General features: G+C 66.3%; 19 protein-coding genes. 11 read left to right on the forward strand and 8 right to left on the reverse strand.

The window, feature by feature from the left end; genetic code table 11:
* The first annotated feature begins 166 nt into the window (after window positions 1-166).
* The 5 genes from D3877_RS11620 to D3877_RS11640 all read left to right on the forward strand — a co-directional run bounded on the left by D3877_RS11620 (window position 167) and on the right by D3877_RS11640 (window position 9,166).
* Window positions 167-901, forward strand: a complete 735-nt coding sequence (locus tag D3877_RS11620) for a TetR/AcrR family transcriptional regulator (RefSeq protein WP_119830974.1) — start codon at window positions 167-169, stop codon at window positions 899-901.
* A gap of 2 nt (window positions 902-903) precedes the next feature.
* Complete coding sequence (locus tag D3877_RS11625; protein WP_238474863.1) at window positions 904-2,136, forward strand: efflux RND transporter periplasmic adaptor subunit; 1,233 nt, start codon at window positions 904-906, stop codon at window positions 2,134-2,136.
* 10 nt (window positions 2,137-2,146) lie between these two features.
* The gene (locus D3877_RS11630) at window positions 2,147-5,221 is read left to right on the forward strand and encodes a multidrug efflux RND transporter permease subunit (protein WP_119830975.1); all 3,075 of its coding nucleotides are present in this window, start codon (window positions 2,147-2,149) and stop codon (window positions 5,219-5,221) included.
* A gap of 409 nt (window positions 5,222-5,630) precedes the next feature.
* Entirely contained in the window at window positions 5,631-6,473 is an 843-nt protein-coding gene (locus D3877_RS11635) for a phosphate/phosphite/phosphonate ABC transporter substrate-binding protein (RefSeq protein WP_119830976.1), read from the forward strand.
* Window positions 6,470-9,166 carry a response regulator gene (locus D3877_RS11640; protein WP_119830977.1) on the forward strand — a complete coding sequence of 899 codons (2,697 nt, stop codon included), beginning with the start codon at window positions 6,470-6,472 and terminating at the stop codon, window positions 9,164-9,166. The genes D3877_RS11635 and D3877_RS11640 overlap by 4 nt, the downstream gene beginning before the upstream one ends.
* A gap of 20 nt (window positions 9,167-9,186) precedes the next feature.
* Here D3877_RS11640 and D3877_RS11645 read toward each other — a convergent pair whose 3' ends face one another.
* Entirely contained in the window at window positions 9,187-10,356 is a 1,170-nt protein-coding gene (locus D3877_RS11645) for an NnrS family protein (protein ID WP_119830978.1), read from the reverse strand.
* A 265-nt stretch (window positions 10,357-10,621) separates the two neighbouring features.
* Between D3877_RS11645 and D3877_RS11650 the strand changes: the two genes are divergently transcribed.
* The 6 genes from D3877_RS11650 (at window position 10,622) to D3877_RS11675 (ending at window position 17,803) form a co-directional block, all read left to right on the forward strand.
* Complete coding sequence (locus D3877_RS11650) at window positions 10,622-11,665, forward strand: LacI family DNA-binding transcriptional regulator (RefSeq protein ID WP_119832404.1); 1,044 nt, start codon at window positions 10,622-10,624, stop codon at window positions 11,663-11,665.
* Window positions 11,666-11,702: 37 nt separating this feature from the next.
* On the forward strand, window positions 11,703-13,160 hold the full coding sequence (gene xylB, locus D3877_RS11655; RefSeq protein WP_119830979.1) for a xylulokinase: 1,458 nt from the start codon (window positions 11,703-11,705) through the stop codon (window positions 13,158-13,160).
* Window positions 13,157-14,476: a xylose isomerase gene (xylA, locus tag D3877_RS11660; RefSeq protein ID WP_119830980.1), complete on the forward strand. Its 1,320-nt coding sequence runs from the start codon at window positions 13,157-13,159 to the stop codon at window positions 14,474-14,476. The genes xylB and xylA overlap by 4 nt, the downstream gene beginning before the upstream one ends.
* A 99-nt stretch (window positions 14,477-14,575) precedes the next feature.
* Window positions 14,576-15,628, forward strand: a complete 1,053-nt coding sequence (gene xylF, locus D3877_RS11665; RefSeq protein WP_119830981.1) for a D-xylose ABC transporter substrate-binding protein — start codon at window positions 14,576-14,578, stop codon at window positions 15,626-15,628.
* Between the two features lie 94 nt (window positions 15,629-15,722).
* The gene (locus D3877_RS11670) at window positions 15,723-16,976 is read left to right on the forward strand and encodes a sugar ABC transporter permease (protein WP_119830982.1); all 1,254 of its coding nucleotides are present in this window, start codon (window positions 15,723-15,725) and stop codon (window positions 16,974-16,976) included.
* Window positions 16,977-16,987: 11 nt separating this feature from the next.
* The gene (locus tag D3877_RS11675) at window positions 16,988-17,803 is read left to right on the forward strand and encodes an ATP-binding cassette domain-containing protein (protein WP_119830983.1); all 816 of its coding nucleotides are present in this window, start codon (window positions 16,988-16,990) and stop codon (window positions 17,801-17,803) included.
* A gap of 86 nt (window positions 17,804-17,889) precedes the next feature.
* Here D3877_RS11675 and D3877_RS11680 read toward each other — a convergent pair whose 3' ends face one another.
* The 7 genes from D3877_RS11680 to D3877_RS11710 are packed head-to-tail and all read right to left on the reverse strand — an operon-like array spanning window position 17,890 to window position 24,624.
* Entirely contained in the window at window positions 17,890-18,957 is a 1,068-nt protein-coding gene (locus D3877_RS11680) for an ABC transporter substrate-binding protein (RefSeq protein ID WP_119830984.1), read from the reverse strand.
* A gap of 26 nt (window positions 18,958-18,983) precedes the next feature.
* Entirely contained in the window at window positions 18,984-20,102 is a 1,119-nt protein-coding gene (locus tag D3877_RS11685) for an NAD(P)/FAD-dependent oxidoreductase (protein WP_119830985.1), read from the reverse strand.
* On the reverse strand, window positions 20,099-21,526 hold the full coding sequence (locus D3877_RS11690) for an FAD/NAD(P)-dependent oxidoreductase (RefSeq protein ID WP_119830986.1): 1,428 nt from the start codon (window positions 21,524-21,526) through the stop codon (window positions 20,099-20,101). The genes D3877_RS11685 and D3877_RS11690 overlap by 4 nt, the downstream gene beginning before the upstream one ends.
* Window positions 21,523-21,840 (reverse strand): (2Fe-2S)-binding protein, encoded by a 318-nt coding sequence (locus D3877_RS11695; protein ID WP_119830987.1) that lies wholly within the window; start codon window positions 21,838-21,840, stop codon window positions 21,523-21,525. Before D3877_RS11695 ends, D3877_RS11690 begins: the two co-directional genes overlap by 4 nt.
* Window positions 21,841-21,870: 30 nt before the next feature.
* Entirely contained in the window at window positions 21,871-22,665 is a 795-nt protein-coding gene (locus tag D3877_RS11700) for an ABC transporter permease (RefSeq protein WP_119830988.1), read from the reverse strand.
* 7 nt (window positions 22,666-22,672) lie between these two features.
* Entirely contained in the window at window positions 22,673-23,533 is an 861-nt protein-coding gene (locus D3877_RS11705) for an ABC transporter permease (protein ID WP_119830989.1), read from the reverse strand.
* Entirely contained in the window at window positions 23,533-24,624 is a 1,092-nt protein-coding gene (locus tag D3877_RS11710) for an ABC transporter ATP-binding protein (RefSeq protein ID WP_119830990.1), read from the reverse strand. Before D3877_RS11710 ends, D3877_RS11705 begins: the two co-directional genes overlap by 1 nt.
* Window positions 24,625-24,747 lie beyond the last annotated feature (123 nt).

Here is a 24,747-nt window from a genome sequence, read left to right on the forward strand (position 1 = left end):
GCTTCAAAGAATGACGAAGAATGGCGCGCAGGATCCTCGCCGCCGCTCCGTCGAACCAACCGACCGCGAAAAGACCCTGGACAGCGCTTGGTTGCTGCGGTAAACGTCTTTTTGATAAGTGAGTGAGTGCTCACTTGAATGAAAATTCTTGAACTGTGACTCATCCATGGCCCCACGTCTCAGCAGCGCCAACCGCCGCAAGGCGATCCTCGACAGCGCCCTGCCGCTGTTCGCCCGCAAGGGTTTCGCCGCCACCACAACCAAAGAGATCGCCCAGACCGCTGGCGTCTCGGAGGCGTTGATCTTCAAACATTTCTCCTCCAAGGCCTCGCTGTATGAGGCGATCTTCCTCACCTGCATCGACGACGATCCGGAATACGCCCGGCTGCTCTCCCTGCCCGCGTCAACCGCCGCGCTGGTTCAGATGATTCAGGCGTTGGTCCGGTATTTCGTCGTCGATCTGCCCGACAACGCCGAAGAGCGGACGCGCCATCGTTTGACCATGCTCAGCCTGTTGGAGGATGGGGAGTTCATGCGGCAGGTCTATGACGGCTTGCATGAACGCTTCATGCCAACCTTCACCGCCGCCGTGAAGGCCGCCGCCGCCGCTGGCGATCTGACCGACCAGCCGGTCGGCGCGGAAAACGGCCTGTGGCTGGCTGACCATCTGAGTTTGGGGTTGGCGTCGGTTTGCCTGTCGGGTCGTCCGCTGGTTCCCTACACGGGCGACCGGATGGACTTGGCGCGGCAAACCGTATGGTTCATCCTGCGCGGGCTTGGGTTGCGTGACGACGTCATCGCCGCGCAGGAAAAAAATTCTCGCTTCCCTTTTGTGCCTTTTGATCCCATGTGCGTGCCCGGCGCAGCACCCGACCAAACCGATCTGATTCGGAGCAACTGACCGTGACCTTCGACAATTCCCCCAAGACCGAAACGTCGTTCGGCCATCCGGCGGCCTCTCCGGGCCATACGTCGGGCGGCCCTGGCGAGCGCCCGCCGGTCCGGCGCGGCGCCCTGGCCGTGCGGCTGGTCATCACCTTGATCGTGCTGGTCCTTCTGGGTGGCGCGCTCTACGGCTTCAACAGCTTCCGCGCCAAGGCCATCGCCGATTTCTTCGCCAACAACAAGCCGCCGCCCACCCCGGTGTCCCTGGCCGAGGCGACCGTCCAATCGGTGCCGAAATATCTGACCGCCATCGGCACGCTGGTCGCCGCGCGTCAGGTGACGGTGGCCCCCGAGGTCGCCGGACGCGTCATGCAAATCCCGTTCGAGTCGGGCGCCTCGGTCAAGACCGGCGACCCGCTGGTGCAGATGAACGATTCGACCGAGCAGGCCGACCAGTTGGCCCAACGCGCCCAAGCCCGTTTGGCCGAATTGAATCTGGAGCGTTACCGAGACCTGCGCCGCAGCCAAGCGACGCCGCAGAGCAACGTCGACCAGTATCAAGCCCAGCTTGATGAGATCAACGCCAACATGAAGCGCACTCAGGCGTTGATCGGGCAAAAGCTCATCAAGGCGCCGTTCGACGGCGAGCTTGGCATTCGCCAGATCAACGTCGGCGATTACGTGACGGCGGGCGCCACCATCGTGACGTTGACGGATCTGAAAAGTCTCTACGTCAATTTCTCCCTGCCGGAGCAGGCGTTTCCGAAGCTGTCCATCGGGCAGAAGGTGCTGCTGAACGCCGATCCGCTGCCGGGCCGCGATTTCGAGGCGACGATCAGCACCATCGAACCCCAGGTCAGCGCCGACACCCGCGCGGTCAAAGTCCAGGCGACGCTCGACAACCGCGAGCGGGCGCTGCGTCCGGGCATGTTCGCCAACGTCCGCGTCGTGCTGCCGCCGCAGCCCAACACGCTGACCGTGCCGGAAACCGCCATCGATTACACGGTGTATGGCGATTCCGTCTTCGTCGCGGTGACTGAAAAGACGCCCGACGGCAAAGAGCAGTTGGTGGTTCAGCGCCACCCGGTGAAGGTCGGCGACCGCACGCAAAACCGGGTGGAGATCCGCGACGGGTTGAAGCCGGGCGACCGCGTCATCGTGTCGGGACAGTTGAAGCTGTCGAACGGCGCGGCGATCACGGTGTCGGACAGCAAGGCGCTGACCGCGCCATCGTCCTTGCCGCAGAACTGAGGCCGGCGTCATGAAATTCACCGACCTTTTCATCCGCCGCCCGATCCTGTCGGTCGTGGTCAGCCTGCTGATCCTGCTGATTGGGTTGCGCGCCTTGCTGGAAATGCCGATCCGGCAATACCCCCAGCTTCAAAACACGGTCATCAGCGTCACCACCGCCTATCCCGGCGCGTCGCCCGACCTGATGCAGGGCTTCATCGCCACGCCCATCGAACAGGCGGTGTCGTCGGCGGAAGGCATTGATTACCTGACGTCGTCCTCCACCCAGGGGCAAAGCGTCGTCACCGCTCACATCCGGCTGAACTTCGACCCGAACGTCGCGATGACCGACGTGATGGCCAAGGTCAACCAGGTCAAATACCAACTGCCGAAAGAGGCCAACGACCCGGTCATCCTGAAATCGACCGGCGAATCGACCTCGATCCTCTATATGGGCTTCGCCAGCACCGAGCTGTCAGGCGCGGCGATCTCCGATTACCTGACCCGCGTCATCCAACCCAATCTGGCGACGGTGGACGGGGTGGCGCGCGCCCAGATTCTGGGCGGACAGACCTTCGCCATGCGCGTCTGGCTCGACCCGGTGCGGATGGCGGCGCGCGGCATCGCCGCTGGCGACGTGTCGGCGGCCATCACGGCCAACAATTACCAATCCGCCCCCGGCCAGACCAAGGGGGTGTTCGTCGTCACCAACGTCACCGCCAACACCGGCCTGACCGACGTCGAGCAGTTCCGCGACATGGTGGTGAAGGCCAAGGACGGCGCGCTGGTCCGCCTGCGCGACATCGGCACGGTGGAGTTGGGGGCGCAAAGCTTCAGCGCCAGCGTCGCCATGAACGGCCAGCAGGCCATTTTCATCGGCGTGGATTCGACGCCGACCGGCAACCCGCTCAACATCGTCGCCGCCATCAAGAAAATGGTGCCGGAGCTGCGGCGGAATCTGCCGCCCAACATGACGATGGAAATCGTCTATGACAGCACCCGCTTCATCCAATCCTCCATCGACGAGGTGGTGAAGACGCTGGTCGAGGCGGTGGCCATCGTCATCGTGGTGATCTTTCTGTTCTTGGGATCCTTCCGGTCGGTGCTGATCCCCATCGTGACGATCCCGCTGTCGATCATCGGCGCCTGCACCTTCATGCTGGCGCTGGGCTTCTCGATCAATCTGCTGACGCTGTTGGCGATGGTGCTGGCCATCGGTCTGGTGGTCGATGACGCCATCGTCGTCGTGGAAAACGTCCATCGCCATCTGGAGGAGGGAAAATCCCCCGTCGCGTCCGCCATCATCGGGGCGCGGGAAATCATCGGCCCGGTCATTTCCATGACCATCACGCTGGCCGCCGTCTACGCCCCCATTGGCTTTCTGGGCGGTTTGACCGGCGCGCTGTTCCGCGAATTCGCCTTCACGCTCGCCGCGTCGGTGATCGTGTCGGGCGTGGTGGCCTTGACCCTGTCGCCGATGATGTGTTCGGTCATTCTGACCGGCCATGGCGATCAGGGGCGCTTCGCCGCCTTCCTCGACCGCAGCTTTGACCGGCTGTCGGGCTGGTATGTCCGCCGTCTGGACGGCATGCTGAACTACCGCGCGGCGACGCTGCTGTTCGCCTTCGGCGTTCTGTTGAGCGTCGGCTATCTCTTCACCAACACGATGAGCGAACTGGCCCCGGAAGAGGATCAAGGCATCCTGTTCGGCATTTCCAAGGCCCCGCAATACGCGAACCTCGACTATGTCGACAGCTTCGGCAAAGAACTGGACGACGCGTTCAAGGCGTTCCCTGAGACCGACACCCGTTTCGTTCTGACCGGCATGCCGACCCTGACGCAGGGCTTCGCGGGCATGATCCTGAAGCCGTGGGACGAGCGCACCCGCACCGCCAAAGAATTGCAGCCGCTGGCCCAGGCGGAGTTGAGCAAGATCACCGGCATCAACGTCTTCCTGGTGTCGCCGCCCGCCCTGCCCGGCTCCACCGGCGGCTTGCCGGTGCAGATGGTGATTTCCAGCTCCGGCGATTACCGCACCATCTTCGACGCGATTGAGCGGATCAAGGAGGCCGCCAACAAAAGCGGCATGTTCATCGTCACCGACAGCGATCTGCAATATGACAGCCCGGTGATCCGGCTGAAGATCGACCGCGCCAAGGCGGCGGATCTCGGCCTGTCGATGAAGTCGGTCGCCGACGCGCTGGCGGTGATGGCGGGCGGCAACTACATCAACCGCTTCAACCTGAACGGTCGGTCTTACGAGGTGATTCCCCAGGTGCCGCGCGCCCAGCGCCTGACCCCGGAGGATCTCGCCAAATTCTACGTCACCACCGGATCGGGCGCGCAAATCCCGATTTCCACTGTGGTGTCGATTGAAACGGCGACCGAACCCAACGCGCTGAACAAGTACAACCAGTTGCCCTCGGCCACCTTCTCCGCCGTGCCGATGCCGGGCGTCACCATTGGCCAAGCGGTGGATTTCCTCGAAGAGCAGGCGCGCGCCCAGCTTCCCGCCGGTTTCAACCACGCCTATCTGTCGGAATCGCGCCAATATGTGACCGAAGGCAACCAGTTGATGGTGACGTTCGCCTTCGCGTTGATCGTCATTTATCTGGTGCTGGCCGCGCAGTTCGAATCGTTGCGCGATCCTCTGGTGATTTTGATTTCGGTGCCGATGTCGATCTGCGGCGCGTTGCTGCCGTTGTTCTTCGGCCTCGCCACCATGAACATCTACACCCAGGTTGGTTTGGTCACGCTGATCGGCCTCATCAGCAAGCACGGCATTCTGCTGGTGGAGTTCGCCCGCGAAATGCAGATCAACGAGGGGGTGGATCGCCGCACCGCCATCGAACACGCCGCCCGTGTCCGACTGCGTCCGATTTTGATGACGACGGCGGCGATGGTGGTGGGTTTGGTGCCGCTGCTGACCGCCGGCGGGGCGGGCGCCGCCAGCCGCTTCTCCATCGGTCTGGTCATCGTCGCCGGCATGATGATCGGCACCCTGTTCACCCTGTTCGTCCTGCCCGCCGTGTACACCGTGCTGGCCAAGGACCACCACGCGGCCACACGCACGCAACGGGCGGCGGAACTCACCGCCCTGTCGTAAGGCAAAAACCTGACGCTTCCCTCAAAGCCCTTCTCCCCAATCGGGAGAAGGGCTTTTTCTATCCCGCCAAGCCCTTGCAATCTGATTTGATCTCCAACGGAAAATCCGCTTCGTCAGCGCGCAGCCGTAGAAAACACACGGATCTCCAAAAGACATTTCCAATAATGAATGTTTACACCCGATACTTTCGGTAATTAATTTTTCGCTTTAGGCATTTTTCGAGGATAGCCAGAAAAATTTGTTTCAACGAAATTGCCATCCCCTTTCCACAAGCGACGAGGGGCGATGAAACTTCTGTTGTCTCTGTTTCCGTCACAAAGACCATGATATGAAATTTTCCCGTTGCGCCCACGGATTGCCATCCACAGCGGGCAACTCGGGTTCCCTTTTGCCAGAAAGCGCCCTGCCGATGCGCCCATTTTCCCTCGTCGCTTTGGTTGTGGTTGGCGCGCTGACCGCGCTGCTTCCCGCCACCGCCGCCAGGTCGCAAGACGCCACCCCCTTCCGCATCGGCATCGCTCCGCACACCAGCGCGCGCGTCATCATCGAGCAGTATCAACCCGTGCGCCGTGCCGTGGAGGCCGCCGTCGGGCAGCCGGTGGAAATCATCACCGCCCCAGACTTCACGGCTTTCGCCAAGCGGGCGTTGGAGCAGGATTACGACATCGCCGTCACCACCGGCCATCAGGCGCAATTGCTGAAAAATGACGCTGGCTATCGTCCCTTGCTGACCTACACCGCCGATTTCCGCGCCGTGGTCGTCACCGCTGCGGGCAGCGGGCGCGACACCGCCGAATCTCTGCGCGGCGCCACCGTTCTGGGGCTGAACCCGTCGTCTTTGGTGACGCTGTGGGGGCAACATTGGCTGAAGGACAAGGCCGTGCCCGACGTCCAGATCCGCTATGTCAGCGCCGCCGACAGCGTGGCGCAACTGGTGCTGTCCGGCGAGGCGGCCGCCGGTTTCATGTCGTTGGCCAACCGCCACAAGCTGCCGCCCGAGGTTCAGGCCAAGCTGACGACCATCGCCGAAAGCCCGGCGATGGCCGGGCGGGTCTATCTGCTGAACCCGCGCAAGGCGGCGCTGTTCGACAAAATCCACGACGCGCTGTTGGCTTTTGGCGTGACCACTGAGGGAAAAGCCTATTTCGACACCAACGCGCTGGGCGGCTATCGTGAGATCTCCGACGCCGAACTGGCCACGATGGAACCGCTGGCCGACGAGGTGCGCCGCGTTCTTAAGGCCAAACCATGATTCTGTCCCGTCTGGCCCCCTGGAAGACCCTGCGTGGGCGCATGCTGGCCGCCGCGATGGCGGTTGAAACGGTGATGCTGACGCTGCTGGTCGCCAACAGCGTTCGTCTCCTCTACAGCAGCCTGACCGAACAGGCGCAGCTTCACGCCGATCAGGTGACGCCGGTTCTCAACGCCGCCCTGGTCGCCCCCTTGGCCCAGCACGATTACGCGACGCTTCAGGCGGTGCTGGACGAAAGCCGGTCGGGCGGCGGGGTTGAGTATCTGGCGGTCAAAGACAGCGGCGGCAAGCTGGTCGCCATCAGCGGCTGGCCGCGCGACCGGGCGTTGCCGCCGCCGGAAAAGACCCTGACGCTGGAGCCAAAGGACGGCGCGGCCCGCTACGACGTGTCGGCGCCGGTGGCCTTGGCCGGGCAAAAGCTGGGCAGCGTCCAGTTCGGCCTGGATCTCCAGCACATCGTTGCGGCGCGCAAGGATCTGCTGCTCCAGGGCGTCGCCATCGCCCTGTCGGAAATCCTGCTGTCGGTGGGCCTGCTGACCTTGCTGGGTCTGTGGTTGACCCGGCATCTGTCGTCCTTGACCCGCGCCAGCGAACGGGTGGCGGCGGGCGACTACGCCCCGGCGGCCCTGCCGGAAGGAAACGACGACATCGGACGGTTGGGCGCCGCCTTCAACACCATGTCGCGCGCCATCGGCGAACGGGTCGATCAACTGACCATCGCGTTGGATGAACAGGAATCGCTGGCCCGCGACGTTGAACAGGAACGGGCGCGCTTGTCGGCCCTGCTGTCGGCGATGGATTTCGGCGTGCTGTTCGCCGGGCGCGACGGGCGAATCGTGTACGCCAACCCGGCCTTCGCCGTGCTGTTCGCCATCGGTGGCACGCCGATCGGGACCAAGCTGGGCGACGCGCTGAGCAACAGCGGCAACGCGCCACGCGACACCGACGCGTCGGATCTCACCGCCATCGACGATGACGAACGGCGCGAGATGACCTTGACGGACGGGCGCATTGTCAGTTGGCACAATGTCCCGGTGCGCAACGGCGGGGGGGTGACCATTGGCAAGCTGTGGCTGTGCATCGACGTCACCGAACCCCGTCTGGCCGCCCAACAGCTGATCCAAGCCAAGGACAGGGCCGAGGCCGCCAGCCGTTCCAAAACCGAATTCCTCGCCACCGTCAGCCACGAGCTGCGGACGCCGATGAACGGCGTGTTGGGCAATTTGACCCTGTTGGGCGACAGCAATCTGGGGCCGGACGACAAGCGGCTGGCCGACGTCGCCCGCCGGTCGGCGGAAAGCCTGCTGCGGCTGCTTGACGACATTCTCGACCTGTCCAAGCTGGAGGCCCGCCGGATTGAGTTGGAAGAGGCCGATTGCGCGCCCGCCCAACTGGTGGAAAGCGTGCTGGACGTGTTGCGCCCGCGCGCCAACGAAAAGGGCGTGACCCTCAACGCCCGCATGATGCCGTCGGTCCCCGACGTGATCGTCACCGATCCGGCCCGGCTGCGCCAGATCCTGTTCAATCTGGTCGGCAACGCGGTGAAGTTCACCGAGGAGGGGGCCGTGTCCGTGCGCGCCCGGCGGGGCGAGGACCGCGACAATGGGCGTTTCCTGCTGGAGTTCGAGGTGGAGGACAGCGGCATCGGCATCGCGCCGGAAGCCGTGCCCTCCCTGTTCGACCGCTTCACCCAGGCCGACAGCTCAATCACCCGACGTTACGGCGGCACCGGCCTTGGGCTGGCGATCTGCCGCGACCTGTGCATCATGATGGGCGGCGCCATCGGGGTTGAAACCGCGCCGGGACGCGGCAGCGTCTTCCGTTTTTCCATCGTCGCCCGGATCGGCGATCCCTCAGCCTTGCGGTTGGTGGAACCCAGCGTGACCGAGGCTGCCCGCAACGCCGCCCTGCCGCCGCTGCGTGTGTTGGCCGTCGATGACATTGACGTCAACCGCGACATCGTGCGCGGGATTCTGGAGCGCTCCGGCCACAAGGTGGCGTTGGCCGCCAATGGAAGCGACGCCGTCCGCATGGCGCGCGAGCAGGATTTCGACATGATCCTGATGGACATTCAGATGCCGGGCATGGACGGTCTGACGGCCACCCGTCGCATCCGCGACCTGCCCGACACGCGCGGTGCGGTTCCCATCATCGCCCTGACCGCCCACGCGTCGGGCAGTTCACGCCCGGAATGTCTGTCGGCGGGAATGAACGGTTTTGTGACCAAACCCTTGCGCCCGGTCGCCCTGTTTGCTGAAATGACCATGGTGTTGGCGGGGACGTCCAAGGCTCCTCCCGCCGCGTCTCTTGCGAAAGACGATGCGATCATGCCCCCGACCATTGCCCCCGCGCCGTCCGCTGACGATGCTCTTCTCGATCAGGAGCAGATCGACATCCTGATGGAGGTTCTGGAGCCGGAGGATTGGGAAAGCTCCCTGTCCGGCTTTGCCGAGAATGGCCGAATCACCATCGACGCGATGATCGCCCAAGCCCGCGCGGGCGAGCCGCACAACCGCAGCGCCCACACTCTCAAGGGCATGGCGTTGAATCTCGGCGCGGCGGCGGTTGGCAATCTGGCCAAAGAGCTTGAAAACGCCCCCTCCTCCGCCGTGCTCGACAATCTTGACCGGCTGTCCGACCTGTTCGACCGCTCGCTGGTCGCCATGAAAGCGGCGGTGCGGTCAACCGCCTGAACCTTGATCGCGACCGCCGCTCACCCCGGCTGACCATCCACGCGCGGGGCCAGCAGGATCGGCGCGTACACCAGCAGATACAGGGCGAAAGCGGCCAACCACGCCAGCCCGGCCCCTTGCAGACTGGGCCACACCCAATCCACCGGCAGCAGGGGCGACGCCGTGCGAGCCACCGCCGCCAGCGTCAGCAGGGCGTAGGCCATCACCGTCAGCGGCGCCGCCACGACCCGCCGCCCGGTGTGGCCCAACGCGGCCCGGCTCATCACCGCCAAAATCAGCGTGGCGAAGGCGCCGATGGTCAGGGCGTGGACGCCCGCCGCCGCCGGGATCCCGGCCAGCGCGTGCAGCGCCTTCAGCAGAAGCGCCGCCGGAATCCACAAATAGCCCAGATGCAGCGCCCACAGGATCGGTTGCCGCCACGCCCGCCAGCCGCGCCACCCGACCAGCCGCAAGGCGTGCGCCAGCGCCGCCGCCAGAGCCAGCCCACCGAACAGACGACCGTCCGCGTCGAACATCCCCACCGGAATCAGCGCCACGGTCAGCCCCAGCGTCGCCCGCTCCACCCATGGCCACGAGGTGACGTCCCCGCCATTCTTGCCTAAGCCGTTGCGGGTGAAGGCGGGCAGGATCCGCCCGCCAATCACCGTCACCATCATCAAGACCACGCCCAACCCCAACGTCAGCCCCAGATCGACGCCATCCTCGACCCATTCCAGCCATTCCAGATGGATCAGCAGGTTGGCGGTGAACAGCAGGGCGAGCAGCAGCAGAAAGGCGCTGTTGCGCGCCTTCCCCGCCCGCATCAAGGGACCGGCCAACACCACCGCCAGAGCTGGGAAAAAGGCCAAATCCAGCAGCGCGGCCAACAGGGGCGGCGCGCCGGTCCAGGGGAACAGCGCGACCCGCCCGGCCAGCCACAAGCCGCTCAAGCCGATCAGCGGCCAACCGGACGCCGCGCGGGTTCCGGTCCAGCTTGGCACGGCGGTCAGCAGGAAACCGGCGATGGCGGCGGCGGTCATGCCGAACAGCATCTCATGCGCGTGCCAGCCGCTCGCCCCCATCGGCCCGTCGGGCCATTCCCCGGTCAACAAAACGCCCAGCCACGCCGCCAGCAACCCACAGGCGGCCAAACCGGACAGCAGGAAAAAGGGGCGGAAACCATAATGGAACAGGATGGGCGTACGGGGCATCGCGGTCACTTTCCGATCAGGGTCGCGCCACTGTGCGGTCCTCGGCGTCGACCGCGCCTTGACGAACGTCAAGCGACGAACATCAAGCCGGGCGCGACAGGGCGCGCGACGGCGTCCAACCGACCCGCCCGAGTCTGATGGACGCACGTCATAGACGCCCTAAGACCTTCCATCTATGAATATTCAACTATTTGATTTTGATTGATTTTTTGTCGCTCAATTTTTTGAGTTGCGCACATCAAAATCTTGCGGGATGATCCGCGCCATGAACAGTCAAGATCTTCAATCAAACGCCACCTTGAAGGACGTGGCGGCGGCAGCGGGGGTCAGCCTCGCCACGGTGGACCGCGTCATCAACGGGCGACCGGGGGTCAGCGACAAAACCACGCGCAAGGTGAACGACGCGATCGAACGGCTGAATTTCCATCCGCTGGCGGCGGCGGCGGAGTTGGCGCGCAGCCGTCCCTGCCGCTTCGCCGTGCTGCTGCCGCGCGGCGACAACCGCTTCATGGCGGACATCGCCGACAACATCCGCGCCCAAGCCGCGTGGTTCCGCGCCCGGCGAATCGCGGTGGAGATCATCGAAACCAACGTGTTCGACGCCGACACGCTGGCCGCCGAACTCGCCGCCCTGACCGGACGGTTTGAAGGGGCGGCGGTCGTCGCGCTCGACCATCCCCGCATCCGCGCCGCCATCGACGATCTGGTGGAATCGGGCATGGCGGTGGTGACGTTGGTGTCGGACGTTCCCTCCTCGCGCCGGGCGCATTATGTCGGCATCGACAACATCGCGGCGGGGCGCACGGCGGGGTCGCTGATCGGGCGTTTCCTGGGCGGGCGGAGCGGGCGCGTCGGCGTCGTCACCGGATCCGCCGCGCTGCGCGACCACGCCGAACGGCTGTTCGGTTTCGGGCAGGTGATCGCCGAGGAGCATCCCGGCCTGTCGCTGCTGCCGCCGGTCGAGGGCCGCGACGATCCCCAACAAAACCGGGCGTTGGTCGCCCGTCTGCTGGCCGACGCTCCCGATTTGGTCGCGCTCTACAACACCGGCGAAGGGGCGGCGGGCATCGGCGCGGCGCTGGCCGACGCCGGGGCCGCGCGCCGCATCCTGTGCGTCGGGCATGAGCTGACCCCCGACAGCCGCCGCCTGCTGCTGGACGGAACCTTCGCCGCCCTGGTCGTTCAGGATCCGGGGCACGAGGCGCGGTCCATGGCGCGGGTGCTGCGCGCGCTGGTGTCCGGCCGCCCCATCCTTCCGGCGCAGGAGCAAATCCGCGTCGAGGTCATTCTGCGCGACAATCTGCCTTAACCCCCTCATCTCTCCGGCACGAAAGGCCGCAAGCCTCATGTTTCTTGGCATCGACATCGGCACATCCAGCGTCAAGGCGGTTCTGGTGAACGCCGACGGGGCCGTCGTCGCCAGCGCGTCCCGCCCCTGCACGGTGTCGCGCCCGCACCCGCTGTGGTCCGAACAGGAGCCCGAACAATGGGTGACGGGCGCCGTCGCGGCGGTGGACGAGTTGGCCGCCGGTTGGCCCGACGCGGTGGCCGAGGTCGTTGGCGTCGGCTTTTCCGGCCAGATGCACGGCGCCACCCTGCTCGACCGGGCGGGCAAAATCTTGCGCCCGGCGATCCTGTGGAACGACGGGCGGTCCTTCGCCCAATGCGCCGCGCTGGAACAGGCGTTGCCCGATTTCCGCGCGGTCAGCGGCAACATCGCCATGCCGGGCTTCACGTCGCCCAAACTGCTGTGGGTGGCGGAGCATGAGCCGGAGATTTTCGCGGCGGTGGACAAGGTTCTGCTGCCCAAGGCCTATGTCCGCTGGCGTCTGTGCAGCGCGATGGTGGAGGACATGTCGGACGCGTCCGGCACCCTGTGGCTCGACGTCGCCGGGCGCGGCTGGTCCGACGATTTGCTGGCGGCGGGCAAGCTGACCCGCGCCCACATGCCCGATCTGGCCGAGGGATCCGACGCGGTCGGGCGGCTGCCCGCCGATCTGGCCCGGCGCTGGGGGATGAAGACCCAGCCGGTGATCGCCGGTGGCGCCGGGGATTGCGCGGCGAGCGCGGTCGGGCTGGCCGCCACCGCGCCGGGCGACGCCTTTCTCAGCCTTGGCACCTCCGGCGTGGTGTGGGCGACGACCGACCGCTATCTGCCCAACCCGGCCTCGGCGGTCCACGCCTTTTGCCACGCGCTGCCGGGGGTGTGGCACCAGATGGGGGTGATGCTGTCGGCGGCGGCCTCGCTGGCCTGGGCGTCCTCCGTTCTTGGCGCGTCGGAGGCGGAGTTGCTGGCCCCGTTGGGCGAAACCGTGTCCGGCCCCTCCCCCGTCGCCTTCCTGCCCTATCTGTCGGGCGAGCGCACCCCCCACAACGATCCGACCGTGCGCGGCCTGTTCGCCGGTCTGGGAGCCGACACCGAACGGAACGCCCTCGTTCAGGCGGTGTTGGAGGGCGTCGCCTTCGCCGCGCGCGACAATCTGATGGCGTTGAACGCCACGGGAACCACCCCCGCCTCCATTGATCTGGCGGGCGGCGGCTCACGCTCCCGCCTGTGGGGGCGGATCTGCGCCGACATCCTCGGCGTCACCGTTCACCGCATCGAGGATGGCGAGGTTGGGGCCGCGCTGGGCGCGGCGCATCTCGGGCGGATGGCGGCGACCGGCGAAGCGCCGGGCGTCGTCTGCCGCAAACCCCGCCGTCTGGAATCCTTCACCCCCGATCCGGCCCGCGCCGACGCCTACGCCACGGCCTGGGAACGCTGGCGTCGGCTTTACCCGCTTGCCAAGGAGTACGCTTCGTGACGTCCGCCCCCTTCTTCGGCGATCTGGCGCCGATCACCTATCAAGGCCCCGACAGCCGCGACCCGCTGGCCTACCGCTGGTACGACAAGAACCGCGTCGTGCTGGGCAAGCGGATGGAAGACCATCTGCGCTTCGCCGCCTGCTATTGGCACAGCTTCTGTTGGCCCGGCGGCGACCCGTTCGGCGGGGAAACCTTCCTGCGGCCCTGGATGCACATGGCCGATCCGATGGAAGCCGCCCGCGCCAAGGCCGACGCCGCGTTCGAGATGTTCCGGCTGCTCGACATCCCCTTTTTCACCTTCCACGATCTGGACGCCGCGCCGGAAGGCGCGACCCTGGCCGAAACCACCGACAATCTGAAGGCGATCACCGACCTGTTCCATCGCAAAATGGAGGAGACCAACGTCCGCCTGCTGTGGGGCACCGCCAACCTGTTCTCGCACCGGCGTTACATGGCGGGCGCCGCGACCAACCCCGATCCGGCGGTGTTCGTCCACGCCTGCGGCCAGGTCCGCGCGGCGCTGGAGGCCACCCACGCGCTGGGCGGGGAAAATTACGTGCTGTGGGGCGGGCGCGAGGGCTATGAAACCCTGCTGAACACCGATTTGAAGCGCGAATTGGACCAGATGGGCCGCTTCCTGTCGCTGGTGGCCGAGCACAAGCACAAGATCGGCTTCAAAGGCCCGCTGCTGATCGAACCCAAGCCGCGCGAACCGACCAAGCACCAGTATGATTTCGACGTCGCCACCGTCTACGGCTTCCTCGAACGCTACGACCTGCTGGCCGACGTGAAGGTGAACATCGAACAGAACCACGCCATCCTCGCCGGGCACAGCTTCCAGCACGAAGTCGGGCTGGCCTACGCGCTGGGGATCTTCGGCTCGCTCGACATGAATCGCGGCGATGGGCTGCTGGGTTGGGACACCGACCAGTTCCCCAACGACATCGGCGAGATGACAATCGTCTTCCACGAGATTTTGAAGAATGGCGGGCTTGGGACCGGCGGCCTGAATTTCGACGCGAAGATCCGCCGCCAATCCATCGACCCGGCGGATCTGCTGCACGGCCACGCCGGGGGCATGGATTCCTCCGCCCGCGCCCTGCTCAACGCCGCCGCCATGCTTGAGGATCGCGCGCTGGAAGCCCCGCTGGCCGACCGTTACGCCGGATGGGACAGCCCAGAGGCCCGCGCCATCCTGGCGGGCGACGTCAGCCTCGCCACGCTGGCCGACCGCGCGCTCGCCAACGGCGCCGGCCCACAACCCAACTCGGGCGGTCAAGAGCGGTTGGAGAATATCGTCAACCGTTACGTCTGACGTCAGCGCTTTCACACGAGCGGTCGGCGCGACGCCGACCGCCGCAACACTACGGCCCCCGCAAACGACGGCGGGTCGATCTTGGGAGGAAAAACAACGATGAAACAGCGCATCGCGTCCACCGTCGCCGGTCTGCTTTTGACAATGACCGCCACCATGACCGCCAGCGTCGCTTTGGCGGCGGGGCCGACGGTCGGCGTGTCCTGGTCGAATTTCCAGGAAGAGCGGTGGAAGACCGACGAGGCCGCCATCAAGGCGGTGATCGAAAAGGCGGGCGGCACCTATGTGTCGGCGGACGCCCAATCCTCCCCCGCCAAGCAGCTTTCCGACATCGAGGCGCTGATCGCGCGCGGCGCCAAGGCCCTCATCATCCTGGCCCAGGATTCCGACGCCATCCGCCCGGCGGTGGAAAAGGCGGCGGCGGAGGGCATTCCGGTCGTCGGCTATGACCGGCTGATCGAAATCCCCTCGGCCTTCTACATCACCTTCGACAACAAGGAAGTGGGCCGGATGCAAGCGCGCGCCGTTCTGGCCGCCAAGCCGAAGGGCAATTACGCCTTCATCAAGGGGTCGCCGAGCGACCCGAACGCCGATTTCCTGTTCGCTGGCCAGATGGAGGTGCTGAAGGACGCGATGGCGCGCGGCGACATCAAGAATGTTGGCGAGGCTTATTCCGACAAATGGCTGCCCGCCAACGCGCAAAAGAACATGGAACAGATTCTGACCAAGGTGAACAACAAGGTCGACGCCGTCGTCGCCTCGAACGACGGCACGGCGGGCGGCGCCGTGGCGGCGTTGGGCGCGCAGGGGTTGGCCGGGTCGGTGCCGGTGTCGGGCCAGGACGGCGACAAGGCCGCGCTGAACCGCATCGCGCAAGGCACGCAAACCGTGTCGGTGTGGAAGGACGCCCGCGAGTTGGGCCGCCGCGCGGCGGAAATCGCCCTTGATCTGGCGAGCGGCAAGGCGATGAAGGCGGTGACGGGCGCCGCGACCTTCGAAGGCGGGCCGAAGAAGCAGAAAATGACCTCGCTGTTCCTGACGCCGATTCCGATCACCAAGGACAATCTGAACCTCGTCATCGACGCCGGTTGGGTGACGAAGGATGTGGTGTGTCAGGGCGTCAAGAAGGGGACGGCGAAGGTCTGCGACTGATCCTTTCCGTGTCTCTGGCCCCGCCGCGCGCCGCTGACGCGCGCGGCGGGGCTTTCCCGTCCTTAACGCCCCATCACCACACAATGGATCGAGCATGCGCGACGCCCTGCGAGCCTTGGAGCTGGATCTCCGCCTGATCGGGATGATCGGCGCGCTGGCCGTGATCTGGATCGGCTTCGACATCCTGACCGGCGGCGCTTTTCTGACCCCGCGCAATCTGTGGAACCTGTCGGTGCAGGCGTCCTCCATCGCCGTGATGGCGACCGGCATGGTGCTGGTCATCGTCACGCGGAACATCGACCTGTCGGTCGGCTCGATCCTCGGCTTCACCGGCATGATCATCGGTGTGGTCCAGACGCAGTTTCTGCCCGATCTCTGGGGCTTCGATCATCCGTTGACCTGGGTGGTCGCCGTGCTGGTCGGCGTGCTGGTCGGCGGGGCCATCGGCGCCGTTCAGGGCGTCATCATCGCCGTTCTGGGCGTGTCGTCCTTCATCGTCTCGCTCGGCGGGCTGCTGGTCTGGCGCGGCGGGGCGTGGTGGGTGACGACCGGCCAGACCGTCGCGCCGATGGACAGCCTGTTCAAACGGCTGGGCGGCGGGTTCGAGGGGGCCATCGGCGCCGGGCCAAGCTGGATGATCGGCATCGCCGCCACCCTGCTCGCCATCGCCGTCTCGCTCATCAGCCGTCGGCGGCGCGCGCAATATGGTTTTCCCGTCCGCCCGCCCTGGGCGGAGGGCGTGGTCATCGCCCTGCTGAGCGTCGCCATTCTGGGCGCGGTTCTGGTGGTCAACGCCTACCCCCTGCCCGCCCCCATCGTGCGGCGGATGCTGGAGGCGCAGGGGCTGGCGAGTGACGGCGACCTGCCGACCATCGCGCACGGCTTCGCCATTCCGGTGCTGATCGCGCTGGCGGTCGGCGCGCTGGTGACGTTCCTGTCCAGCCGCACCCGCTTCGGGCGCTACGTCTTCGCCATCGGCGGCAACCCGGAAGCCGCCGAACTGTCGGGCATCAACACCCGCTGGGTATTGGTGTCGGTGTTCGGCCTGATGGGCGCGCTGTGCGGCCTGTCGGCCTGCATCGCCACCGCCCGCCTGAACGCCGCGACCAACGCCAACGGCACCTTGGACGAACTTTACGTCATCGCCGCCGCGATCATCGGCGGCACCTCCCTGGCGGGCGGCGTCGGCACCATCCACGGCGCGATGCTGGGGGCGCTGGTGATGCAGTCCCTGCAATCGGGCATGGTTCTGCTGGGGGTGGACACGCCGATGCAGAACATCGTCGTCGGCATCGTTCTGGTCGCCGCCGTCTACATCGACACCATTTACCGTCGCGGTGTGAAATGAAAGGGCATGACATGAGAGACGCCACCATGCCCGCAACCCACGCCGCCGCCGCCGGGCGCGGCGTCCCGCTGGTCGAGATGCGCGACGTCTCCATCGCCTTTGGCGGCATCAAGGCGGTGGACGGCGTGTCGGTCGATCTGCACCCCGGCGAGGTGGTCGGGCTGCTCGGCCACAATGGCGCGGGAAAATCGACGCTCATCAAGATCCTGTCGGGGGCCTACCCCGCCGACCAGGGCGAGATCCGCATCAACGGCGAAACCGCCCACATCGCAAGCCCGCGCGACGCCAAACGCTATGGCATCGAGACGATCTATCAGACGCTGGCGCTGGCCGACAATGTGGACGCCGCCGCCAACATCTTCCTGGGCCGTGAACGGCTGACCCGCTGGGGTACGCTGAACGATCACGCGATGGAGGCGGAAGCCCGCGCCGTCATGGGCCGTCTGAACCCGCATTTCCGCCGCTTCAAGGAGCCGGTCAAGGCCCTGTCGGGCGGTCAACGCCAGTCGGTCGCCATCGCCCGCGCCATCCATTTCAACGCGCGGGTTCTCATTATGGACGAACCCACCGCCGCGCTGGGTCCGGCGGAGACCAAACAGGTTGGCGATCTGGTGCTGCAACTGAAAAAGGAAGGCATCGGCATCTTCCTGATTTCCCACGACATCCACGACGTGTTCGATCTGGCCGACCGCCTGCATGTGATGAAAAACGGCAAGCTGGTCGGCAGCGCCCGCGTGGCCGACGTCACCAAGGACGAGGTGCTGGGCATGATTATCATGGGCAAATGCCCGCCCGCCGCGACGCCGGGGCCGGGCGCGTCGAGTTGAAACCGCTCCCAGCGTGTCCGCGTTAAACGGGCGCGTGCTCCCTTCCCCGGCAAACAGGGCAAAGGGGACACGCGCCCAACCCATCTTTAGCGTTCGATTTCCTTGTTCCAGCGCTGGTTCCAATCCGGGCGCTTTTCGTTGATGACGTCCCAATCAACCGTGTTGGCGGTTTTCATGTAGCCCTGGAACTTGCCCATCGCGTCGGCCACTTCCGCCGGCGCCGACACCTTGGTGTTGGACGGAATCTGCGCGCCGAACTTCAGCGCGGCGAGTTGCGCCTCCTGGCCCAGCAGATAGGCGGCGAGCTTTTGCGCGGCGGCGTTGTCGGGGTTCTTGTTCACCACGCACTGGCCGACCATCAGCACGACCGAGCCTTCCTTGGGCTGGGCGTATTCCACCGGGATGCCCTTTTCCTTCAGGCTGCCGACGCCGGTCGGGGTCAGCGGGAAGATGGCGGCTTCGCCGGTCTGCACCATTTCGGCGATCTTGGCGGAGCTGGGGATGTATTCCAGCACGTTCGGGCCGATGGTCTTGCGCCAGGTGGTGAAGCCGGGATCGACGTTGGTTTCCGTCCCGCCCTGAATGCGGTTGTACATCAGGAAGGCGTGCAGGCCGAAGGTGCTGCTGGACGCCGACTGGACGACGATCTTGCCCTTGTATTTGGGATCGGCCAAATCCATCCAGGAGGTCGGGGCGGCCCAGCCCTTTTCGTCGAACATCTTCTTGTTGTAGGCCAGTCCGGTCATGCCCATGTTGACGCCGACCGCCATGTCGCCCTTCATGCGGGAGGACGGGTAGACCTCGTCCAGCACCGGCGAGGCTTCGGTCTTCTGGCACAGCCCCATGCCGATGGCGCGGTACATCAGGCCATCGTCCAGGAAGACGACGTGCATTTGCGGGTTGTCCTTCTGCGCCTGAAGCTTGGCGAGAATGTCGGACGAAGTGCCGGGTACCACCACCACCTTGATGCCGGTCGCCTTCTCAAAAGCCGGGAAGACGTTTTCGGTGTAGGTTTTCTCCATCGTGCCGCCGTTCATGCCGATGTAGACCGTCTTGGTCTGCGCGGCGGCGGGCGACGAGAGGGCCAGACCAACGGCCAGACCAAGGGCGGCGGTGGCAAGGCCGGTGCGGGGCAGCGAACGCGGGATGGGCATGGCGGTCCTCCTGGTTGGATGAAGTCTTACGGGGTGGGCGGGAAACGGTCGATGCGGAAGGCGTCCAGCGGGGCTGAGCTGTGGCCGTCGCGCACCAGTTCGGCCAACGCCTCCCCCACCGCCAGGCCGATCTGGAAGCCGGCGCCGGAAAAGCCGAAGGCGTGGAACAGGTTGGGGGTGGTGCGGCTGGGGCCGACAATGGGGTTTCGGTCGGGCGTGTAGCCCTCCACCCCGGTCCAGCAGCGGATGACATGGGCCTTGGCGATTTGCGGAAACAGCTCCGCCGCGTCGCGCATCAGAGTCAAAACGGCGTCGCGCTGCGGGCGGGCGCGGTCGGCGTCCAGCGCGAAGCCGCGCCCGCCGCCAACCACCATGTTGCCACGCGGCGCCTGCCGGCCATAAACCCCGCCGCCCTCGACCCCGATGTTGACGGCGAGAAAGCGCGGCAGCGGTTCGGTGACGGCCATGTTGGGGTGCAGGGATTCCAGCGGAACCGGCTCGCCAAAGGCCGTGGCGATCCGCTGTGACCACGCGCCCGCCGTGTTCAGCAGGAAACGCGCGTTCACCTCCAACCCGCCGCCGCACAGCAGGGTGAAGCGGTCGTCGTCGCGCTCCACCCGGTCCACCGGGGTCTGTTCGCGCACCACCGCGCCCAACGCGGCGGCGGCGCGGGCGAAGGCGGGGGAGACGAGGCGCGGGTTGGCGTGGCCGTCCTCCGGGCAGAGGGAGCCGCCGACCGCCCGGTCGCCCAGCGCCGGAAAGCGGCGGCGGAACGCGTCTCCGGCGATGATCTCCAGATCCAGGCCAAACCCGGCGCTGCGCTCCTGATAGTCGATCAACGCTTGCAGATCGGTTTCGCTGCGCGCCAGCTTGAGATGACCGGAGCGGATGTATTCGGCGTCGGTCCCCAGCAGCGCGGGCAGGCGGCCCCAAATAGCGTGGGCGCGCTGGGACAGCGGCAGTTGCTCCAGCGGGCGGCCCTGGCGGCGCACCCCGCCGAAATTGACGCCGCTGGCCTTGGCCCCGCACCAATCGCGCTCCAGCAGCGTGACGGTAAAGCCCATCTGGCGCAGGAACAGGGCGGCGGATCCGCCGACGATGCCGCCGCCGACGATGGCGACGTCGCACCCGATGATCTCTCTCATGACGCCGCCGCCTCAAACCGGGGGGTGGCGGAGACGGGCAAGGGCTTGATCGGCGGTTGGGCGCGCAACCGCCCCACCCCGTCCGGCCCGGTTCCCAGCGCGCGGGCCAGCAACTCGGTCGCCGCCGCCGCGCACATCCGCCCCTGGCAACGGCCCATCCCAAGCCGGGTCAACGCCTTGGCCCGGTTGATCTCGCGGGCCTGACTGTTGACGGCGACGGCGCGCAGCGTCCCGGCGGCCACCCCTTCACAACGGCAAATCATGGTGTCGTCGGCGATGGAGTCGGCCCAATCCGCCGGAAAGGGAAAGGCGGCGGACAGCGCCCGGCGAAAGGCGGCGACGCGCGACAGGCGGCGGTCCAGCGCCGTCGCCCGCCCGGCGTCGAACGGCAGCCCGGCGTCCTCCAGCAGCGCCAAGGCGGCGCGTTCCCCAGCCAATTCCGCCGCGTCAGCCCCGGCGACGCCGCCGCCGTCACCGGCGACATAGACGCCCGCGACCGAACTGCGCCCCGCCGCGTCGCGTTCGGGCAACCACGCCCGATCCATCGCGTCGAAGCGAAAACGGCAACCCGCGAGATCGGCCAGTTGGGTTTCCGACCGCAGGCCAAGCCCATAGGCGACGGCGTCGCAGTCCACCCGCATCTCCCGCCCACCCGCTTGCCCGGCGTCCCGCCAGACCAGAGCGCTCACCCGCCCGTCCCCCTCGACGCGGACGGGGCGGGCACCGTTGTGGATGGGCACGCCATGGGCGCGCAGCCAACCGACATACCACAGCCCCTTGGCCAGGGTGACGGGATCGCGCAGCATGCCCGACAGCGCGCGGGCCTGAACCGGCAGCGGCGTCGTGTCGAACACCCCGGCCACCTCGACCCCGGCCTTCAGATACTGATAGGCGACCAGATAGAGCAGCGGCCCGGTTCCCAAAAAGGCCACCCGCTTGCCCACCGTGCAGCCCTGGAACTTCAAGGCGACCTGCGAACCACCCAGCGTGAAGACGCCGGGCAAGGTCCAGCCGGGAAAGGGCAAAACCCGGTCGGTCGCCCCGGTCGCCAAAATCAGATGGGTGAAGGGAACCGTCTCCGTCCGCCCGTCGCACAACAGGTCAAGCGCGCTCTCTTCGCAGTTCCACACCAGCGTGCGCGGGCGGTGATCGACGCGGTCGCGCAAACCGTCCAGCGTCCGGTGCAGCGCGTCGGCCTTGGCGGCCTCGAACCCGTACAGCGCCGCTTTGGAACGGGTGAAGCCGCCGTCGGGCGGTTGGCGGTAAATCTGGCCGCCGCCACGCGCCGCCTCGTCGATCATCAGCGGGCGCAGACCGGCGGCGACCAGCCGTTCCGCCGCGCGAACGCCCGCCGGGCCTGCGCCGACGATGACGGGTTGGATGGCGCCCGGTTGGATCACGCTCGATTGAAACGGGGCCGTCATGACGCCGACTCCCCGGACGCGGCCTCGGCGGCCCATTCGCTGGCGCTGACCAGCCGCAGCCCCTCGGCGATGAAGGTTCCGCAGGCGCGCAGCCGCTCGCCCTCCTCCGTCCGCACCCAGCAATCCTGACAGGCCCCCATCAGGCAAAAACCGGCGCGCGGGCTGTCGGCGAACTCCGACCGGCGCAACTGGTCGCCGTTGGTCAACATGGCGGTCAGGATCGTGTCGCCCTCCAGCGCTTCGGCCGGGCGGCCGTCGAGCGTGAAGCGGACCACGCGGCGGCCCTGTTCGGCCACCCGCTGCAACAAAGCCATGACGATGCTCTTCCGATTGGGATTCGCCGGTCAGTGCTGACCGACGAGGATCCGGTCCAGGCCATAGACGCGGTCAAGCAGCAGAACCGCCACCGCCGTGATTCCCACGATGATCGCCGACACCGCCGCCATCATCGGGTCGATGGATTCGGTGGCGTACATGTACATCCGCACCGGCAGCGTCACCGTGGACGGCGAGGTGATGAAGATGGACATGGTCAGCTCGTCGAAGCTGTTGATGAAGGCGATCAGCCAGCCGCCGGTGACGCCGGGCAGGATCATCGGCAGGGTGATTCGGCGGAACACCGTCGCCTCGCTCGCCCCCAGCGAATAGGCCGCCTGCTCCACGCTGCGGTCAAAGCCGGTGATGGCGGCGATCAGCAGGCGCATGACATAGGGGGTGACGATGACGATGTGCGCCGCCACCAGCCAGCCGAAGCTACCCGTCGCCCCGACCAGCGCGAACAGCCGCAGCATCGCCACGCCCAGCACCAGATGCGGGATGATGAGCGGCGACAGGAACAGCGTGTTGAGAAAGCCGCGCCCGCGAAACTCCCAGCGGGTGATCGCCAAGGCCGCCGGAACCGCCAGCGCCACCGCCAGCGTCGCCGACAGCAAGGCCAGCCACAGGCTGTTCCAAAAGGATTGCACGAAGTCCGGGTGATGGAACACCGCCTGGAACCAGCGCAGCGAGAATCCGCGCGTCGGCAGCGACAGCGTGTTTTCCGGGGTGAAGGCGACCAGACAGACGATCACCAGCGGCGCCAGCATGAACAGGACGACCAGCGTGTGAAAGATCAGGGCCAAGGGTCCGTTGCGGGTCATGATGGCCTCACCCCAGTCGGCGGCGGTAGTGACCTTCCACGACGCGGTGGTAGGTCAGCATGACGATGAGATTGGCGGCCAGCAGCAACACGGCGACCGCCGCCCCCATCGGCCAGTTGAGATCGCTGAGATACTGGTCATAGACGATGGTCGCGACCATCTTCAGCCGCCGCCCGCCCAACAGCCCGGGAATGGCGAAGGCGCTGGCGCTGAGGCCAAACACGATCAGGCTGCCCGACAGGATGCCCGGCAGAATCTGCGGGGCGACCACCCGAAGGATCGCCGTCCCGCGCGACGCGCCAAAGGACAGCGCCGCCTGCTCCACCGCCGGATCCAGCTTTTGCAGCGAGGTCCAGACCGGGATGACCATGAAGGGCAGCATCACATGCACCAGCGCGACGATCACCGTCCCTTCGCTGTACAACAGCCGCATCCGGCCAAAGCCCAGCGCCATCAGCGCCGCGTTGATCGGCCCCTCCGGCCCCAGCAGCATGCTCCAGCCAAAGGCGCGGACGACGACGGAGACCAGCAGCGGGGCCAACACCACCAGCAGAAACACCGAACGCCACGGGTTGCCCATCCGGCTGAGGATGTAGGCCTCCGGCACGCCGATCACCACGCAGATCGCGGTCGCCAGGGCGGCCACGCGGAAGGTGCGCAGGAAGATTTCCAGATAATAGCTGTCGGTCAGCACCGCCAGATAATGGTCCAGCGTGAAGCCGTGGGTCCGCCCGGTCGCGTGCTCGAACTCGTTGAAGGACAACAGCGCGGTCAGGACCAGCGGCGTCAGGATCAGCGCGGCGAACAGCAGGGCGGCGGGGGCCGACAGGATCAGCGGCGTTGGAAAACGCGGGGCGGCGGCGCTCATCACTGCGCCTCCAGCGTCGGGTCCGGCGCTTCGGCCAGACGGCCCCGGTGGACGCGGACGACCGACGGGTTCCAATCGACACCGACCGGAACCCCGGTTTCCAGCGGCGCGGAACCGTCGTTCGGCGTCACCGCCATCAGCGTGCCAAGCGGCCCGTCGATGTGGTAGAGCCACTGGCTGCCCAGGAAATAGCGTTCGGCCACCCGGCCCGGCAAGCGCCCCTGCCCAGCCGCGATCAACCGCAGCTTTTCGGGCCGGACGCACAGAGTCACCGTCTCGCCGCTGACCAAACCCCCGGCGTCGATCTCCACCGGAATTCCGGCCAGCGACACCGAGGCGGCGAGACCGTTGATCGCCTGGACCGTTCCCGGCAGCAGGTTGGTCTTGCCGACGAAGCGCGAAATGAACTCCGTTTCCGGGTGTTCGTAGATGCGATAAGGCTGGTCGATCTGGGTGATGCGCCCGGCCTCCATCACCACCACGCGGTCGCTGATGGAAAAGGCTTCGGCTTGATCGTGCGTGACCATCACCGTGGTGGTGCCGACCTTGCGCTGGATGTCGCGCAGCTCGAACTGCATGGCTTCGCGCAGCTTGGCGTCCAGGTTGGACAGCGGCTCGTCCAGCAGCAGCACCGGCGGGCGGATGACGATGGCGCGGGCCAGGGCGACGCGCTGGCGCTGGCCGCCCGACAATTCGCGCGGGTAGCGCCCGGCGTAGGGCGACAGATGCACCAGCCCCAGCGCCTCGTCCACGCGGTCTTTGCGTTCGGCCTTGGGCACGCGCTGCATTTCCAGGCCAAAGCTGACGTTGTCGAACACCGTCATGTGCGGGAACAGCGCGTAGCTTTGGAACACGATGCCCAGCCCGCGCGAATTCGCCTTGGCGTGGGTGATGTCGCGGCCATCGAGCCGGATGGAGCCGGACGTCGCTTCGACAAAGCCCGCGATCATCTGGAGCGTCGTCGTCTTGCCGCAGCCCGACGGCCCCAGCAGGGAGACGAATTCACCCTTTTCCACCGACAGCGTCACGTCGCTGACCGCGTTCAGGGTGCCGTAGCGTTTCGTAATGTCTCTCAATTCGAGGAACGACACCGGGGTTACTCCCTCTTGGTCGGTTGAGCCTCACCTGTTGGTACGGATGGTTCCGTGTGTGACCGTTTGGCGTCAACGGGCTTTTCCACAGAGAGAAAACTATTTGAGAAAGTTTCCGATATG

It is taken from the genome of Azospirillum cavernae (assembly GCF_003590795.1).
Taxonomy (GTDB): Bacteria; Pseudomonadota; Alphaproteobacteria; order Azospirillales; family Azospirillaceae; genus Azospirillum; species Azospirillum cavernae.